A 14,638-nucleotide genomic window follows, 5' to 3' on the forward strand; every position below is an offset into this window, starting at 1 on the left:
TCTTACGAACCGGCCTTGGGCGCGGCGCGTTTCGCCTCGTCCAGGGTGTTGGCCACGGCTTGCACGGCCATGCCGTCGGCCAGTTTCAGCTGTCCCGAGGCGACCACGCGCTGGCCCTCGCGCAAGCCGTCAAGGATGGCTACCCTGCCCCCGGCCCGCTCGCCCAGCTTGACGCCCACGCGCTTGACAGTGAGCGGCTGTTTTCCTTCCTGCTGCGCGACGAAGACCGTGTCGCCGTACGCGCTGTAGGTCACGGCCGTTTCCGGCACCGTCAGCTGCTGGCCCGCTTCGCGCGCCACGCGCACATTCGCGTACATGCCCGCCTTCAGGGCGCCGCGCGGATTGGCGAGCACCGCCTGCACCTGCACCATGCGGTAGCGGGCGATCAGCGGGTCGATGGCATTGATCTTTGCCGTGAAGACGTCGCCGGGATAGGCGTCCACCAGCACTTGCACGGCCTGGCCTGGCGCCAGTGTCGCGCTGCTCTGTTCATCGAGGGCGAAGTTCACCAGCAGCGACTTCGTGTCAATCAGGCTGGCCAGCGTATCGGCCGCGTTGAGGTACTGGCCCGCGTGCACCTTGCGGATTCCCAGCTGTCCGGCGAACGGCGCGCGGATGGTCTTTTGTGCGATCAGCGCCTCCGTCTGGCGCACGTCGCCCAGGGCCGCGTCGCGCGCGGCCAATGCGCTATCCAATTGCTCCTGCGTGGCGGCCTTTTCCTTGACCATCTGCGCCGTGCGGGCATGGCTGCTTTCCGCGTTTTTCAGCTGCGCGCGCTGACGCAGCAGGGCCGCCTGTTCCGGCGCATCATTGAGCTGCACCAGAACGGTGCCGGCCGCCACGCTCTGGCCCGACTCGAAGCGGATCTGCGTGATGCGCCCGCCCGTTTCGGCGGCCACCTGTACCTGGCGTGCCGCTTCCAGTTCGCCCACGCCGGCAAAAAAACGCTCCTGCGTGCCCAGCACGACGGGCACGAGGGCTACCTTGGTGGCGGGGTAGGCGGCGGCATCGGCCGCATGTGAGTCGGCACGCGGATAGAGCGCGGCACCGGCGACGGCCAGGGTGATGGCCAGCGCGGAAGCACCGACGATTTTCGTATTCATGATGATGTCCTTTACAACAGGAAAGAAGAGGCGCAGCGGAGGCTGATCAGGTCCACTGCGCGTTGAAGAGAAAGAACAAACCCAGGGTCCATAGCAGCAGCACCAGATGCGTCGTCTGCAAGCCTTCCTGTGCGATCCAGTAGCCGAACCACAGGCCGGCCAGGTGCATCAGCAGCAAAAAGGCGGCCATGACGCACAAGGCCAGGTTCAGCCAGGGCAGCGCATCGGCCAGCGACGCGCCAAAGAACAGCGCCACGCCCGTCCAGGCGGCGATGGCGGCCAGCAGTTGCAGCGCCAGCACCACGCCCAGCGATAGCCGGTGCAAGGTCAGTGACGTGAGGGCGCGGCGCAGCAGCGGCGTCTGGATGGTGGGGTCCTGGCGCAGCGGGTCCATGCGCATGGTGTTGCCGATGGCCCAGACGGCGCCGTGGAAGGCGTGCAGGTTGTTGATGGCGGCCAGGCTGAGCCAGATGGCCAGGCCAGTGGCGAGAATGGCGTGAAACAGCCAGATGGAGTGCGGCAGTTGCATGGGAAGTCCAGTCCAAAAAGTGTCTTGCCTGCATGCGGACGTGGAAACTCCTCGACAGCGGGAAGCTACCGGCCTATTATGCAAGTAATTAGTTGGTTAACTGGCCCCATGATAGTTGAGTGAAATGAATTACACAAGTAAACGTTTGGATAATAGCGAAGCGCCGCAAACGACGGAGCGCATCCTGTATTTCATCAAGACCAAGGGACCCGTCTCCACGGCCACCCTGGCCAAGACCCTGGATATGACGGGCGAGGCGGCGCGCCAGCAAGTGCAAAAGCTGGTGGCGGCGGGCCTCATCGAAGGACGCCAGGAAGCGCAGGCGGGCGCGGGACGGCCGCGCCAGAACTGGGTCTTGACGGAAGCGGGCAATGCGCGCTTTCCCGACACGCATGCGCAGCTGACGATCAAGCTGATCGGCTCGGTGCGCCAGTTGTTCGGCGAAGCGGGGCTGGACAAATTGATTACCCAGCGCGAAGAGGAAAGCCGCAGCGCGTACGCATTGGCGTGCTCGGCGCCGGACTTGCCCACGCGTTTGCAGCAGCTGGCGGCCGTGCGCGATGAAGAGGGCTATATGGCGCGCGTGGAAGCGGATGGCGACGACTGGCTGCTGATCGAAGACCACTGCCCCATCTGCGCCGCCGCACGCACTTGCCAGGGCTTTTGCCGCTCCGAACTGCAGCTGTTCCAGGAAGTGGTGGGGCCTGGCGCCAGCATCGTGCGCGAACAGCACTTGCTGGTCAATGCCATGCGCTGCGTCTATCGGATAAGGGTGCTGCCCTAAGCTTTCGGAAACAGGGGCCAGGTGCATAGCGCCACCAGCCCCGCCAGCCACCACACGACGGGCCAGCTGCTGGCCGCCAGCAGGTGCGGGATGGCCATCGGCGTGAGGAACAGCCCCACGTAGACGGCCGTATTCGCCATGCCCAGGGCCGTGCCTGCATTGGCGCCGCCCGCTTCCGTGGCCAGCTCCGTGTAGGCCACGCCATGCCAGGCGGACACGGCGATGCCGGCAGCCACCACGGCGGCCATCAGCAGCCAGCCGGACGCATCCGCCCAGGCGATGCATCCCAGCAAGACGAATGAAGCCAGCGCTACCAGGGCCGAGCCGCGCAGGTAGGCGGGCCGGTTGGCGTGGCGGTCCGTGTGGCGTCCGCTCCAGATGCGCATCACCATGGCGCCCGCCTGCAGGGCCACCATCACGGCCGTGATGGCCGCCAGGCCCAGGTGGCCATGGTCGTGCAGGAACACGGTGGCGAAGCTGAGCACGGCAAATTGCGGCACGCACAGCAAGCCAATGGCGGCCACCATGCGCCAGACTTTGCGGTTTTTGAGTGGACCTTGCAAGGACGGCGCAGGCTTGACCCCAATCAGGCCCGTGGACGCGTTGTGCGGCCCCGTGGCGGCCTCGGCAGAGAAATCGGGCTCATGCATCCAGCGCCATGTAAAAAACGCCGACAGACCGCATACGAGGGCCAGGGCGCCAAACACGGGCATGAAGCCAAAGCGCGATGCCAGGCTGGGCAGGATGAGGGCACCGAGGCCGCCACCGAACGGCACGGCCGTCTGGCGGATGCTCATGGCGAAACCCCGTTCGCCCGGGCCGAACCAGCGCATCACGGCGCGGCCGCTGGCGCCATTCACGCTGCCGCCCAGCACGCCCACCAGCGCCAGCCCGGCCGCCAGCGCCCACAAGGGCGGCACGCTGCCATCCTGCGGCGTGATCCACAGCAGCAGGGACAGCAAGGCCAGCATGGTGCCCAGCAAGCCTATCAGCAGCACGGGACGGTCGCCCCAGCGGTCGGTGGCCATGCCCCACGGCAATTCGGTCAGGGCCACGCCCAGGCCCATGGCGCCCAGCGCCACCCCCAGTTCTGTATTGCTCAGGTGATAGCCGCTGCGCAGCCAGATGGCCGTGGTGGGCATGCCGTTGGCGGCAGCGGAAAAACTGGCATTGGCCGCCACGCCCACGGCCAGTACTTTCCAGCGGTGGGCATCGCCCAGCGCGGGCGGAATGACAGGAAGGGAAACGGCAGGGCAGCTGGTGGTCATGGCATGGACAGGAAAGTGGTTGACCCTGACAGTGTTGCGCGCTACGATCATTCTGAATATCAGATAATTTACGATAAACCATCCCATAAAACAGGACGATTGCATTTGCCCTATGAGCCTGCTGAATTTCGACATCGCCTTCTTGCGCAGCTATGTGGCTGGCATCGAGCTGGGCAGTTTTGCCCGTGCGGCCGACAAGGTGGGCCGCTCCACCTCGGCCGTCAGCGCGCAGCTGAAAAAACTCGAGGAGCAGGCGGGCATGCCCCTGTTCCGCAAGGATGGCCGGGGACTGGCGCTGACGCCGGCCGGCGAAGTCCTGCTCGGCTATGCGCGCCGCTTGCTGGAACTCAACGACGAGGCGGCCGTCGCCTTGCGCGGCGCGGAACTGGAAGGCTGGATCAGGCTGGGCCTGCAGGAGGATTTTGGCGAAGCCTTGCTGCCCGATGTGCTGGGGCGCTTTGCGCGCGCGCACCCGAAAGTGCGCATCGAGGCGCACGTGGCGCGTAACACGGCCTTGATGGAAGGGCTGGCCATGGGCCAGCTGGACCTGGCCCTGCTGTGGGGTGGCGCCTGCATTGCCGACGTGGCGCAGTATCCGCCGCAGCAGCGCCAGCATATTGCCGAGCCGGCCATGCGCTGGATCGCTTCGTCCAGCCTGGCCTGGCGCCCCGAATCGGGTGAACCGTTACCGCTCATTACGTTCGACCGCGATTGCCTGTTCCAGCGCTGCGCCACGCAGGCGCTGGACCGTGCCGGCATCGCCTGGCGCACGGCGTTTACCAGTCCCAGCCTGGCGGGACTGTGGGCGGCGGCCGCCGCCGGGCTGGGCGTGACGGTGCGCACCAGCCTGGGCTTGCCCTCTTCCGTGCGCGCGCTCGATCACCTGGCGGCGGGCTTGCCTGCCCTGCCCCCGCTGTCGCTGGAACTGCTGCGTGCTTCAACGGTGTCCAGGCCGCCCGTCGAGCGGCTGGCCGGCCTGATCATCGAGTCGTTGCAGAGGGGGGCGGCTTAAAACTCCTGCACCGTGGGGCGTAGCACGATTTCATTGATGCTCACGCCGTCCGGTTGCTCGATCGCATATGCCACGGCGCGTGCCACGGCATCGGCGGGAATGGCTTGCTTGTAAAACTCTTTCAGCCCGGCTGCGCTTTCCGCGTGGCTGCTGCCGCCCGTCAGTTCCGTGTCGATGGCGCCAGGCAGGATGGTGGTGGTGCGGATGGTGCCGCCGCTGGCGGCCAGTTCATGGCGCAAGCCTTCCGAAATGGCGCTGACGGCAAACTTGGTGCCGCTGTAGACGGTGCCGCCCGGACTGAAGACTTTTTGTCCCGCCACCGACGAAATGTTGATGAAGTGGCCGCTATTTTGTGCCTGAAAATACGGCAGGACGGCGGCGATGCCATTCAACACGCCTTTGATGTTGATATCGATCATATTGTTCCACTCGTCGACCTTCAAGGCGCTCATCGGCGCGATGGCCATCAGTCCCGCGTTGTTGATCAGCACGTCGACCTTGCCGAATACGGCCAGGGCTGTGTCGATCAGATTCTTGACGTCGGCAGGCAGCGTGACGTCGGTCTGGGCAATGGCCGCCTGGCCGCCGGCGGCCGTGATTTCCTCGGCGATGGTATTGAGCAAATCCATGCGCCGCGCACCGAGCACGACACAGGCGCCCAGTGCGGCCAGGTGGCGCGCGGTGGCTTCACCCAGGCCGCTGCTGGCACCGGTGATGACGACGACTTTCCCTGCAATTGCTTGACTCATGATGGATTCCCTGTGGAGGCAGCGGAGTGCTGCGGATGACATCGATCAATGCTGGCGAGCCACGTCAGGCAGCGGCCACGCTGCAGGCACAGCTTAGCGCATTTGTGCTCTCATCAGCTATAAAAATGATAATTATTAAATGGCAATTGTTAGGTGCGCGCAATCAGCACTTGCACGGGCGCCATGGGAAAATCGCTGGCGCTGTATTGCTCCACTTGTCGCCAGCCCGTGTCGCGCAGCAAGCGCGCCAATTCTCCCTGCCGCGTGACGGTGCGGCCCAGCATGCGCATCGGCAAATAGTAGGGCAGCACCCCGGCCGCCTCTTCCGGCGTTGACGCGATTTCCGCCTGTACGCACACCAGCACGCCGCCTGGTTTCAGGGCCGCGTGCATCTTGCGCAAGGCCGCCGCCATGTCAGGCACGAAATGCAGCACGGACGAGCACCAGATGAGATCGTAGCCGCTGCCGATATCGTCGCTGTCCAGGTCGCCGCCCACCGTCTCCAGGCGGTCAGACAGTTGCGCATGGGCGATGTTCGCGGCGGCCACGGCCACCGTTTCCGGCCAGTCGAAAACGCAACCCAGCAAGCCCGCATGCGCTTGCGCCAGCGCAATGGCAACCCAGCCCGGGCCGCCGCCCACGTCGAGCAGGCGCAGTGGCGTGTTGCCGTCTGCAAACGGGGCGATGCGCTGCATCACGGACAGGGCCGCGCGCATGGTGATGGCGCGTTGTTCCTGGCCGATCTGCTGCTGCGCGGCAGCGGCCCAGTTGACCCCATTTGCCGTGTTATACGGCGCAGCTTTGCCGCCGTCGCGCACGAGGGTAGATAACTGCGCGGCGAAATGGCGCAGCGCATGCAGCCGGTACAGCCAGGCGTCGCCGCAAAAAGAAACAGAGTTGCGGCAGAAATACTGCAAGGTGGGGGCCGTGCAGCGGTAGCGCTGTGTCTCGTTATCGGCTGCATCGCGTTCCAGCACCTGCATGCTCCAGAGTAATTCCAGCAGCAGGGCCGTGTGCGGCGCATGCAGCGACAGGGCTACGGCCAGTTGCGTCGGCGTGTGCGGCGTGGCCAGCACCTCGAAAATACCCAGTTCCAGGGCGGCGGCCAAGCCATCGGCCTGGACGGGCGCGACGGCCAAGTCCCAGTAGGGCTGCAAGGCGTGTTGCGAAGTGAACGGCATGGTGTTTCCTTTCGGCGTAGTGGGCATAGGTGTGCATAAACGCTATTTTATGCAACAATGAGAATAATTATCATTTGCATTTGTATGCGACGCGGCGCATTTCGTATGCGCGACGGTGCGCAGGGACAGGAGGAGCGATGGCAGGACATGACAGGGAAGCGGCAGGCTGGACGCGGCGCCAGCTGGACCCGGGGATGGGCGAGTGCCGCGCCGACCAGCGCCAGGTCGACCAGGGCTTGCTGCTCGTGCATTCCGATTATCGTCCGCGGCTTGCGCTCGTCGAGCAATCGAAGCATGACGATGCGGGCGGCCTGGTCATTACCATCGGCCTGGAAGGCGCGTCCGGCTACACCACGCGCGATGGCGAGCAATTGCGTTTCCGGGGCGGCCATACGACCATGACGGTGTTCCGCCACACCAGCGGCGAACGCCGTTTCGAGGCTGGCCAGCGGGCGGCGCAATTGCGCGTGCTGGTCGACGAAGATGCGTTGGCGCGCTACTGGCCGGAAGGGTTGACGTCCTTGCTGCCCAACGGTGGTGCGCGCCAGCTGGCGCATGCCGCCACCACACCAACTGCCGCCCTGCACGCGCGCTCCCTGCTGCGCGCGACAGACCCGCTGGCCGTGCATATCGGCGTGCTCAGCCTGCTGGCGGAACAGTTGAGGGGACTGCGGCCCGCGTCCGCGCCGGTGCCGCGCTGGTCCGAGGCCGAGATGATCAAACTGGAGCGCGCACATGCTCTGATGCAGGAGCAGATGGCGCAAGACCTCACGCTCGACTACCTGTGCGCGCAAGTGGGGCTGAGTTTGTTCAAGTTCAAGCAGGGGTGGCGCTACCGCTACAATGACAGCCCCCAGCGCACCCTGCTGGCGCTACGCATGCAGCGGGCAAAGTTACTGCTGGAAAATGGTTGCCAGGTGGCGCAAGCAGGCTGGCAAACGGGCTACCGCCACCCGGCCAATTTCAGTGCCGCATTCAGCCGCTATTTCGGCTACGCGCCCAAGACCGTGGCGCGCGCGAAGAGCTGAAAAGCCGGTGTAGAATCGGCGGGCAGCATTTTTCATCTCACCTCAAGGAGACATGATGGCCCGCAAAATCTTTGTCAATCTGCCCGTGCAGTCGCTCGAGCGTTCCGTGGCCTTTTTTACGGCGCTGGGCTTCAGTTTCAATGCCTATTTCACGGATGAAACGGCGACTTGCATGATCGTCGCCGACGACATCTTCGTCATGCTATTGACGCACGACAAATTCAAACAATTCACGCCCAAGCAGTTGTGCGATACCAAGGTGGCGACGGAAGTGCTGGTGTGTTTGTCGGCCGAGAGCCGGGGCGAAGTCGATGACCTGGTGGCGAAGGCCGTCCAGGCGGGCGCCAGCATTTACAAGGAGCCGATCGATTTCGGCTTCATGTATGGCCACAGTTTCCAGGATCTGGATGGTCATCAATGGGAGCTGATGTTCATGGAGCCGAGCGCCGTACCTGCTTGATCAGGCAGCGGCGCTCGTTGTAACACGCTTAGCTGGCCAGCGCCAATAAATCGACCACGTCCAGCCCTGCCAGGTCTTGCGTCGTGTTGCCCGCGAATGCGGCGCGGCTCGGTTGGCCGTTTTTCAGCCAGGTGCGCGTGACGTCCTTGATCTGGCTCAAGGTGCAATTGAGCACGCCGGTGCGGAACTGCTGGCGCACGGCTTCCGTCGTGCCCCGTTGCTGCATGTTCCACGCCGTCAGCGCTTCCGCATACGGCGAATGGGGCTTGTCGAGGCCCTTGATGACGCAGATGATGGCTTCTTCCACCTGCTCTTGCGAGAAATCGCCGTCGAGGATTTGATCCAGGGTCGTGCCGAAGTCGGCAAACGTGCCGGCCAGGCGCGGATCGCGGTAGGAACTCAATGTAAACGTGCCGGCGCCGGCCGCATAGCTGGCGCTGCCGCCATACGCGCCGCCTTTTTCGCGCAGGGCCGTATGCAGCACCTGGTTGGTCATCAGTTCAGCGGCGACAGCCAGGGCGGAAGCGTCCGGATTGTGCACGCCAGGCACGGCCCAAGAAACGAAGCAATGGTTGATCTGGCTCGTCGCATGCAGGGCCGTGTTGGCCAGTGGCAATGCGGCAGGCGCGATGGCAACGGCCGGTGTCTCCGCCTGCGTGCTGGCCGCTGGCAATTCCAGCAAACGGGCCAGCGTGATGCCATCGTGCTCCAGGCCGGCGCACAGCACGGTTGGCGCCTGCGCGATGATGTGCGCGTGCAGGGTGTCGAGTTCGCGGGCGATTTCCTGCAAGCCTGCCGAGGTCTTGCTCAGTTGCTGCAAACGGCGGTAGAACGGCAGCGCCGCCGGGCCGCCGACGATGTCGTCGAAGCGGCGCGTGGGCGACAGCGGTGCCGCCGAAGCCAGCATGGCGTAGCGGTTGCCCGATTCGGCCAGGCTGCTCAATTTGTCCTGCACCAGGCTTTCGATCAGGAAAGCCAGACGCTCTTCTTCATCGAAGCGGGGCTTGGCGATCCACGCCGACAGCACGGCGGCAATCGCCGCGTGTTCTTCGCGCAAGCCGCTGGCCGAGAACGAGAGTTCCACGCGCATCGCTTGTTGCGGGCGGGGAATGGCTTCCAGGCCGATGTGGAACGAGGGCACCATGCTCTGGCGCCAGGCGCTGGCGTCGTCGAACGACATGTCGCCCACGCCCAGTTCCGGCGCCAGGTCCGTGTACAGGCGCAGCCATGGCCACGACGCTTCCGGCAAGCTCGACACGTCGTACAGCACGTTGGCATAGCTGATGCCGTTCGAGGCGATACTGAAGGCTACGGCGCCGTCGATCGCCGGGGGAATCGGCAGGGCCGGGCGCGGCGCGGCGCTGACGTCGCCAGGACGGATGCGCGGCAAGACTTCGGAATTCGATGGCAGCTGCTGATGCGCTTCCAGCGCGGCCGATTCAGCCACGATGTGTTCGCGCTCGGCATCCGTCAGCTTCGCTTGCAGGGCCGCCAGCTTGGCGTCTTCCTGGGCGGCGCGGTCCGTGAAGTAGGCGCTGTCGGGCACCACGTGCGTGGTCAAGCGGGTTGGATTGGCGATCAGCTCGCGCACCAGCTGCTTGAAGAATTCCGGGTCTTCGATCTGCTGTTCCAGGGTTTCCAGGATGGCCGCATTGTCGAACGCGTCCATCACGTCGCCGCCATACATGGCCAGCGGCAAGGCGTGCAGCAAGCGGCCCAGGCCGTAAGGCATGCGGCCGCTGCTGATTTCGCGCTGGCTGTATTTGATGTCGCGCAAGGCCGCGTGCAGCACGGCGGCGGGAATGCCCTCTTCCGCCGTTTCTTCCAGGGCCGTCCAGATGCGCTGGTGCGCGTCGGCGATCTGTTCCTGCGTCAAACCTTCCATGCCGATGTGGAAGACCATCTGGCGGATGCCCGCGTCGCGGCCGTTCATGTCCGATGGGCGGCCATAGCCGGCCGATTCCATGGCGCGCATGACGGGCGCCGAGGATTCACCCAGCAAGCCGTGCGACAGCAAATGCGCGTGGTAGTAGGCGATGGGGTCGCTCGACTCGCCCATCAGCCAGGCGAATTGCAGGCCGAACTCATCGTCGCGCGCTTCCTGCGAAGGAATCTTGACGATGTTTTCCTGCGGCGCAGTCCACGCGGGCGCCAGTTGCGGCAAGCGGCGTTCGGAGAAACCGCTGAGTTTGGACAGCACGCGCTGGGCGACTTGTTCCTGCACGGCCGACGCTTCGATATTGCCGGCAGTCATGATCACGGCTTGCGAAGGATGGTAATGGCTGGCGTGGAATTCTTTCAGCATGGCGTGCGTCAGCTCTGGGATATTGAGCGGATCGCCGCCCGATTCCACTTCATACGTCGTGCCCTTGAGCAAGGCGCTGGCGATGCCGCTGTCGAGTGCGCGCATGGGGCTGTTGAATGCGCCCTTCATTTCATTGAAGACGATGCCCTGGTATACCAGCTTGTCGCCTTCGAACGCATGGCGCCAGCCTTCCTGGCGGAAGTTCAGGTAATCGAGGTTCGGGAAGAAGGCTGCGTCCAGGTACACGTCGAGCAGATTGAAGAAATCCTTGCGGTCGGTGCTGGCGAACGGGTACACGGTGCGGTCCGGATAGGTCATCGCATTCATGAAGGTGGCCGTCGAGCGGCGCAGCATCGAAAAGAAGGGGTCGCGCACCGGGTAGCGCGACGAGCCGCACAGGGCCAGATGCTCGAGGATGTGGGCGCGCCCGTCGCTCACTTCAGGCACAGTGGGAAAGGCCACCAGGAACACCATCTCAGCCTGCTCGGTATGCATGTGGATATGGCGCATGCCCGTTGCTGGCTCGACATATTGCTCGATGGTTGCCTGCAAGACTGGAATGAAGTTGCTGCTGACTTTTTCAAATGTGCTCATGCGGTATGGGATCTTTTCGGTAGGTGATTCGGATAGTCGGTGGGGCTGCATGACATATGGGGGCAAAGCGGTGCAATGCCAGGGCTGGCTCGCCAGGGCGGGTGCCAGCTTGATGCCTGTATGAAGCTTTTCCCTATTGTACTAGGAGTATCTGCGCGCCGCCGCCGAGGCTTGCTTGTCGGACGCAAAAGCAACAATGTTACCAAATAGACTATTTGTGGACAGGTGGCGCCCCGGGATGGAAGCTTAGCGTACCATGCGCCTTTTCCCCCTTGCTGACTGAACCGAAGGCGCTTACCTTGTCCAGACTGTCCTTTCGCCAACTGTTATTTGCCGCCTTCATTTTGACGACGGGCATTTTGACGGCCACTTCCGTGCAAGCCCTGCTGACCCTGGAGCACCTGGCGCGGCTGGGGCGCGAGACGGCGGCGCAGGCGATTACCCTGACGGAACAGTCGCAGCGTTTGTCCGAGCGCACCCTGGCCATGGAGCGCAGCGCGCGCCAGTTTCTCGTGCTCGATGACCCCGTGTTCCGCGAGCGCTACGCGGCGGCCCGCGACGAAGCGACGGCGGCGCTGCAAGTGCTGAACCGCGCCACGCCCGAGTTCGCGCCCCAGCTGGCCGACGAGTGGACGGTGCAGGCGCAGTCGGCGTGGGAAGTGTTGCAAGCGGGAAAACGCCGCAAGCGCGATGGCCACGCCGTCGTCTACCGCGCGTTCGCCCGCATGACGCAGATCAATGACAGCCTGGCGCGCGACAGCAAGACGGAAATCGGCAGCCGCAACGACGCCCTGCTGGCCGAGCTGGAGCGCCAACGCCGCGTGCTGGGCGTGCTGGTGGGCGGCGCCGTGCTGCTGGCGGCCGTGCTGGCCACCTGCTTCGGCTTCTTGCTGTCGCGCCCGCTGCGCCGCATCGAGACGGCCATCGGGCGCCTGGGCGAGAAGCGCTATGACCAGCCCATCGTCGTCGGTGGCCCGGCCGACACGCGCCGCCTGGGTCAGCAGCTCGACTGGCTGCGCCAGCGCCTGGCAGACCTCGACGCGGACAAGGAGCGCTTCCTGCGCCACATCTCGCACGAACTGAAGACGCCGCTGGCGGCCCTGCGCGAAGGCGTGGCCTTGCTGGAAGACGAGGTGGCGGGCAAGCTCAGCGATGGCCAGCGCGAAATCGCCGGCATCCTGCAGCAAAACACGGCCTCCCTGCAAACCCAGATCGAAGACTTGCTGCGCTACAATACTGCCGCTTTTGACGCCCAGCATCTGGCGCACAGCAAGGTCGACTTGCTGGTCTTGCTGCAGGATGTGGTGGCCGGGCAGCGCCTGCAATGGCTGGCGCGCCGCCTGACGGTCGAGGTGCAGGGCGAATCCTTGATCGTGCAGGCCGATCGCGACAAGCTGGCCACGGTGCTGGCGAATCTGCTGTCGAATGCCGTGCGCTTCAGCCCGGAAGGCGGCACCGTGCGGTTTAGCCTGTCCAGCGAAGGCGGCCGCGTGTGCATCGATTGCATCGACGAGGGCACCGGCGTGGCGCCCGAGGATGCCGCGCGCATCTTCGAGCCGTTTTACCAGGGCGTGCGCCAGGCGGCCGGCGCGCGCAACGGCAATGGCATCGGCCTGTCCATCGTGCGCGAATATATCGCCGCCCACGATGGCAGCGTCACTCTTTTACCGCGCCAGGCCGGCGCACATTTTCGGATAGAACTGCCCTTATGATGACGAGAATTTCCCTGGCCGGCATGGCCGCCTGTGCGCTGCTATTGGGCGCTTGCGCCGCCAAGCCCCCCACCCAGACGCCCGTGCTGGTGCAATCGCCGCCGCGCGTGGTGGTGGTGGCCGATCCCCAGCTGACCGAACTGCTGGCGTATCAAGGCGCCTTGCGCCTGATGACGCCGTCGGAACTGGTGAAAGCGCAGCTGGACCTGGCGAAAGCCGACCACGCGCCGCACAACACGATACGCCGCGCCATGCTGCAAGCGGCCTTGCGCGGTCCCGGCGACCTGGCCCGCGCGCAAGCCTTGCTGGAACCGCTGGCCACGGCCACGGGCAAGGACGCGCAACTGCTGGCGCCGCTGGCGCAATTGCTCGGCAGCCAGTATGCGGAACTGCGCCGCCAGGAAGAGAGCATCGACAAGCTCAACACGCAGCTGCGCGACGCCCTGCGCCGCATCGACCAGATCAATGAAAAACTCGAGGCGCTGAAAAACATCGAACGCAGCCTGTCCGTGCGCCCCGCCGCGGGAGCGCCGAAATGAGCGAGCACGCCCACATTTTATTGGTCGACGACGATCCCGACCTGCTGCGTTTGCTGACCATCCGCTTGAAGGCGGGCAACTATCGCGTGACAGCCGTGGGCAGCGCGGAAGCGGCGCTGGCCCGCCTGGCCGTGGAATTGCCGGCCCTGGTCATTACCGACGTGCAGTTGCCGGGCCGCGACGGCCTGGCCCTGTTCGATGAAATCCGCCGCCAGCATTCGGCCCTGCCCGTCATCCTGCTGACGGCGCACGGCACCATCCCCGACGCCGTCGACGCCACGGCGCGCGGTGCGTTTGCGTATCTGACGAAGCCGTTCGACGGCAAGCTGCTCATGGAAAAGGTGGCGTATGCCATCAACTTGTCCACCGTCATGCCGGCGCCGGCATCCGGCGACGAGAGCTGGCGCGCCGAGCTGATCAGCCGCAGTGCGCAGATGGCCGAGCTGCTGGCCGAGGCCAAGCTGGTGGCCGGTTCCGACGCCAGCATTTTGATCCGCGGCCCCAGCGGCACGGGCAAGGAGTTGCTGGCGCGCGCCCTGCACAACGCCAGCCGCCGCGCCAAGGCGCCGTTCATCGCCGTCAACTGCGGCGCCATCCCCGAGCAGCTGCTGGAATCGGAACTGTTCGGTCACGTGAAGGGCTCGTTTACGGGTGCCGTGGGCAACCGTGAAGGCCTGTTTCTGGCGGCCGATGGCGGCACCCTGTTCCTCGACGAGATCGGCGACATGCCGCTGCCGCTGCAGGTCAAACTGCTGCGCGTGCTGCAGGAGCGGGCTGTGCGCCCCGTCGGCGCCGACCAGACGCGCCCGGTGGACGTGCGGCTCTTGTCCGCCACGCATCGCGACCTGGACGTGGCCATGGCGGAAGGGCAATTCCGCGAAGACCTGTATTACCGCCTGAACGTGGTGACCTTGACCCTGCCGCCGCTGGCCGAGCGCCGCGAAGACATTGCGCTGCTGGCGAACCATTTTTTGCAGAAACTGGCGGCCAAGTACCAGAAGCCTCTGAACGGCTTCGCCCCCGACGCCTTGACTGCCTTGGTCAGCGCGCCGTGGCCCGGCAACGTGCGCCAGCTGGTCAATGTGGTCGAGCAAGTGTGTGCGCTGGCCACGGCGCCGCTGGTGCCCCTGAGCCTGGTGCAGCGGGCCTTGCGCGTGCCGTCGCTGGAAGCGCTCAGCTACAACGAAGCCAAGCAGCGCTTCGAGCGCGACTACCTGATTCAATTGCTGCGCCTGACGGACGGCAACGTGGCCGACGCGGCCCGCCTGGCCGACCGCAACCGCACGGAGTTCTACCGTTTATTACAGAAATACGAGTTGACGCCGGCCCTGTTTCGGCTCGATGGCGACCCTGTCGCTGATTAGCGACAAAAAT

13 protein-coding genes are annotated in these 14,638 nt (G+C 64.9%); 7 read left to right on the forward strand and 6 right to left on the reverse strand.

Translation table 11 applies throughout. The features are described from left to right. Positions 1-2 precede the first annotated feature (2 nt). Together ACQ4WP_RS01575 and ACQ4WP_RS01580 are read right to left on the reverse strand one after the other, a co-directional pair. Positions 3-1,103: an efflux RND transporter periplasmic adaptor subunit gene (locus ACQ4WP_RS01575; protein WP_436518352.1), complete on the reverse strand. Its 1,101-nt coding sequence runs from the start codon at positions 1,101-1,103 to the stop codon at positions 3-5. A gap of 46 nt (positions 1,104-1,149) precedes the next feature. Continuing rightward, positions 1,150-1,632: a DUF2165 family protein gene (locus tag ACQ4WP_RS01580; RefSeq protein WP_436518353.1), complete on the reverse strand. Its 483-nt coding sequence runs from the start codon at positions 1,630-1,632 to the stop codon at positions 1,150-1,152. A 124-nt stretch (positions 1,633-1,756) separates the two neighbouring features. On the opposite strand from ACQ4WP_RS01580, the gene ACQ4WP_RS01585 reads away from it, so the two are divergent. Next, positions 1,757-2,416, forward strand: a complete 660-nt coding sequence (locus ACQ4WP_RS01585; protein ID WP_436518354.1) for a helix-turn-helix transcriptional regulator — start codon at positions 1,757-1,759, stop codon at positions 2,414-2,416. Here ACQ4WP_RS01585 and ACQ4WP_RS01590 read toward each other — a convergent pair. Beyond that, positions 2,413-3,684: an MFS transporter gene (locus ACQ4WP_RS01590; protein ID WP_436518355.1), complete on the reverse strand. Its 1,272-nt coding sequence runs from the start codon at positions 3,682-3,684 to the stop codon at positions 2,413-2,415. The two genes, ACQ4WP_RS01585 and ACQ4WP_RS01590, sit on opposite strands and share 4 nt — an antisense overlap. A gap of 112 nt (positions 3,685-3,796) precedes the next feature. On the opposite strand from ACQ4WP_RS01590, the gene ACQ4WP_RS01595 reads away from it, so the two are divergent. Next, positions 3,797-4,696, forward strand: coding sequence for a LysR substrate-binding domain-containing protein (locus ACQ4WP_RS01595; RefSeq protein ID WP_436518356.1), 900 nt, complete (start codon positions 3,797-3,799; stop codon positions 4,694-4,696). Here ACQ4WP_RS01595 and ACQ4WP_RS01600 read toward each other — a convergent pair. After that, entirely contained in the window at positions 4,693-5,445 is a 753-nt protein-coding gene (locus ACQ4WP_RS01600; protein ID WP_436518357.1) for an SDR family oxidoreductase, read from the reverse strand. The two genes, ACQ4WP_RS01595 and ACQ4WP_RS01600, sit on opposite strands and share 4 nt — an antisense overlap. Positions 5,446-5,594: 149 nt before the next feature. Next, positions 5,595-6,626, reverse strand: coding sequence for a methyltransferase domain-containing protein (locus tag ACQ4WP_RS01605; protein WP_436518358.1), 1,032 nt, complete (start codon positions 6,624-6,626; stop codon positions 5,595-5,597). Positions 6,627-6,763: 137 nt separating this feature from the next. Here ACQ4WP_RS01605 and ACQ4WP_RS01610 point away from each other — a divergent pair, with 137 nt between their 5' ends. Continuing rightward, positions 6,764-7,654, forward strand: a complete 891-nt coding sequence (locus tag ACQ4WP_RS01610) for a helix-turn-helix transcriptional regulator (protein WP_436518359.1) — start codon at positions 6,764-6,766, stop codon at positions 7,652-7,654. Between the two features lie 55 nt (positions 7,655-7,709). Next, positions 7,710-8,114 carry a VOC family protein gene (locus ACQ4WP_RS01615; RefSeq protein ID WP_436518402.1) on the forward strand — a complete coding sequence of 135 codons (405 nt, stop codon included), beginning with the start codon at positions 7,710-7,712 and terminating at the stop codon, positions 8,112-8,114. A gap of 28 nt (positions 8,115-8,142) precedes the next feature. Here ACQ4WP_RS01615 and ACQ4WP_RS01620 read toward each other — a convergent pair whose 3' ends face one another. Then, complete coding sequence (locus ACQ4WP_RS01620; RefSeq protein WP_436518360.1) at positions 8,143-11,013, reverse strand: insulinase family protein; 2,871 nt, start codon at positions 11,011-11,013, stop codon at positions 8,143-8,145. A gap of 299 nt (positions 11,014-11,312) precedes the next feature. Here ACQ4WP_RS01620 and ACQ4WP_RS01625 point away from each other — a divergent pair, with 299 nt between their 5' ends. The 3 genes from ACQ4WP_RS01625 to ACQ4WP_RS01635 are packed head-to-tail and all read left to right on the forward strand — an operon-like array spanning position 11,313 to position 14,628. Then, positions 11,313-12,725 carry a sensor histidine kinase gene (locus ACQ4WP_RS01625; RefSeq protein ID WP_436518361.1) on the forward strand — a complete coding sequence of 471 codons (1,413 nt, stop codon included), beginning with the start codon at positions 11,313-11,315 and terminating at the stop codon, positions 12,723-12,725. After that, on the forward strand, positions 12,722-13,264 hold the full coding sequence (locus tag ACQ4WP_RS01630; protein ID WP_436518362.1) for a hypothetical protein: 543 nt from the start codon (positions 12,722-12,724) through the stop codon (positions 13,262-13,264). The genes ACQ4WP_RS01625 and ACQ4WP_RS01630 overlap by 4 nt, the downstream gene beginning before the upstream one ends. Continuing rightward, the gene (locus ACQ4WP_RS01635) at positions 13,261-14,628 is read left to right on the forward strand and encodes a sigma 54-interacting transcriptional regulator (protein ID WP_436518363.1); all 1,368 of its coding nucleotides are present in this window, start codon (positions 13,261-13,263) and stop codon (positions 14,626-14,628) included. The genes ACQ4WP_RS01630 and ACQ4WP_RS01635 overlap by 4 nt, the downstream gene beginning before the upstream one ends. Positions 14,629-14,638: the final 10 nt, after the last annotated feature.

Source organism: Janthinobacterium lyxosi, assembly GCF_051380665.1.
Lineage (GTDB): Bacteria > Pseudomonadota > Gammaproteobacteria > Burkholderiales > Burkholderiaceae_D > Janthinobacterium.

What these genes read in the sequence shown, in the direction of transcription:
- ACQ4WP_RS01615 (WP_436518402.1), top strand. Translation starts at nt 7,710, where the DNA reads ATGGCCCGCAAAATCTTTGTCAATCTGCCCGTGCAGTCGCTCGAGCGT.
- ACQ4WP_RS01590 (WP_436518355.1), bottom strand. Translation starts at nt 3,684, where the DNA reads ATGACCACCAGCTGCCCTGCCGTTTCCCTTCCTGTCATTCCGCCCGCG.
- ACQ4WP_RS01580 (WP_436518353.1), bottom strand. Translation starts at nt 1,632, where the DNA reads ATGCAACTGCCGCACTCCATCTGGCTGTTTCACGCCATTCTCGCCACT.
- ACQ4WP_RS01620 (WP_436518360.1), bottom strand. Translation starts at nt 11,013, where the DNA reads ATGAGCACATTTGAAAAAGTCAGCAGCAACTTCATTCCAGTCTTGCAG.
- ACQ4WP_RS01605 (WP_436518358.1), bottom strand. Translation starts at nt 6,626, where the DNA reads ATGCCGTTCACTTCGCAACACGCCTTGCAGCCCTACTGGGACTTGGCC.
- ACQ4WP_RS01635 (WP_436518363.1), top strand. Translation starts at nt 13,261, where the DNA reads ATGAGCGAGCACGCCCACATTTTATTGGTCGACGACGATCCCGACCTG.
- ACQ4WP_RS01575 (WP_436518352.1), bottom strand. Translation starts at nt 1,103, where the DNA reads ATGAATACGAAAATCGTCGGTGCTTCCGCGCTGGCCATCACCCTGGCC.
- ACQ4WP_RS01595 (WP_436518356.1), top strand. Translation starts at nt 3,797, where the DNA reads ATGAGCCTGCTGAATTTCGACATCGCCTTCTTGCGCAGCTATGTGGCT.
- ACQ4WP_RS01585 (WP_436518354.1), top strand. Translation starts at nt 1,757, where the DNA reads ATGAATTACACAAGTAAACGTTTGGATAATAGCGAAGCGCCGCAAACG.
- ACQ4WP_RS01600 (WP_436518357.1), bottom strand. Translation starts at nt 5,445, where the DNA reads ATGAGTCAAGCAATTGCAGGGAAAGTCGTCGTCATCACCGGTGCCAGC.
- ACQ4WP_RS01610 (WP_436518359.1), top strand. Translation starts at nt 6,764, where the DNA reads ATGGCAGGACATGACAGGGAAGCGGCAGGCTGGACGCGGCGCCAGCTG.
- ACQ4WP_RS01630 (WP_436518362.1), top strand. Translation starts at nt 12,722, where the DNA reads ATGATGACGAGAATTTCCCTGGCCGGCATGGCCGCCTGTGCGCTGCTA.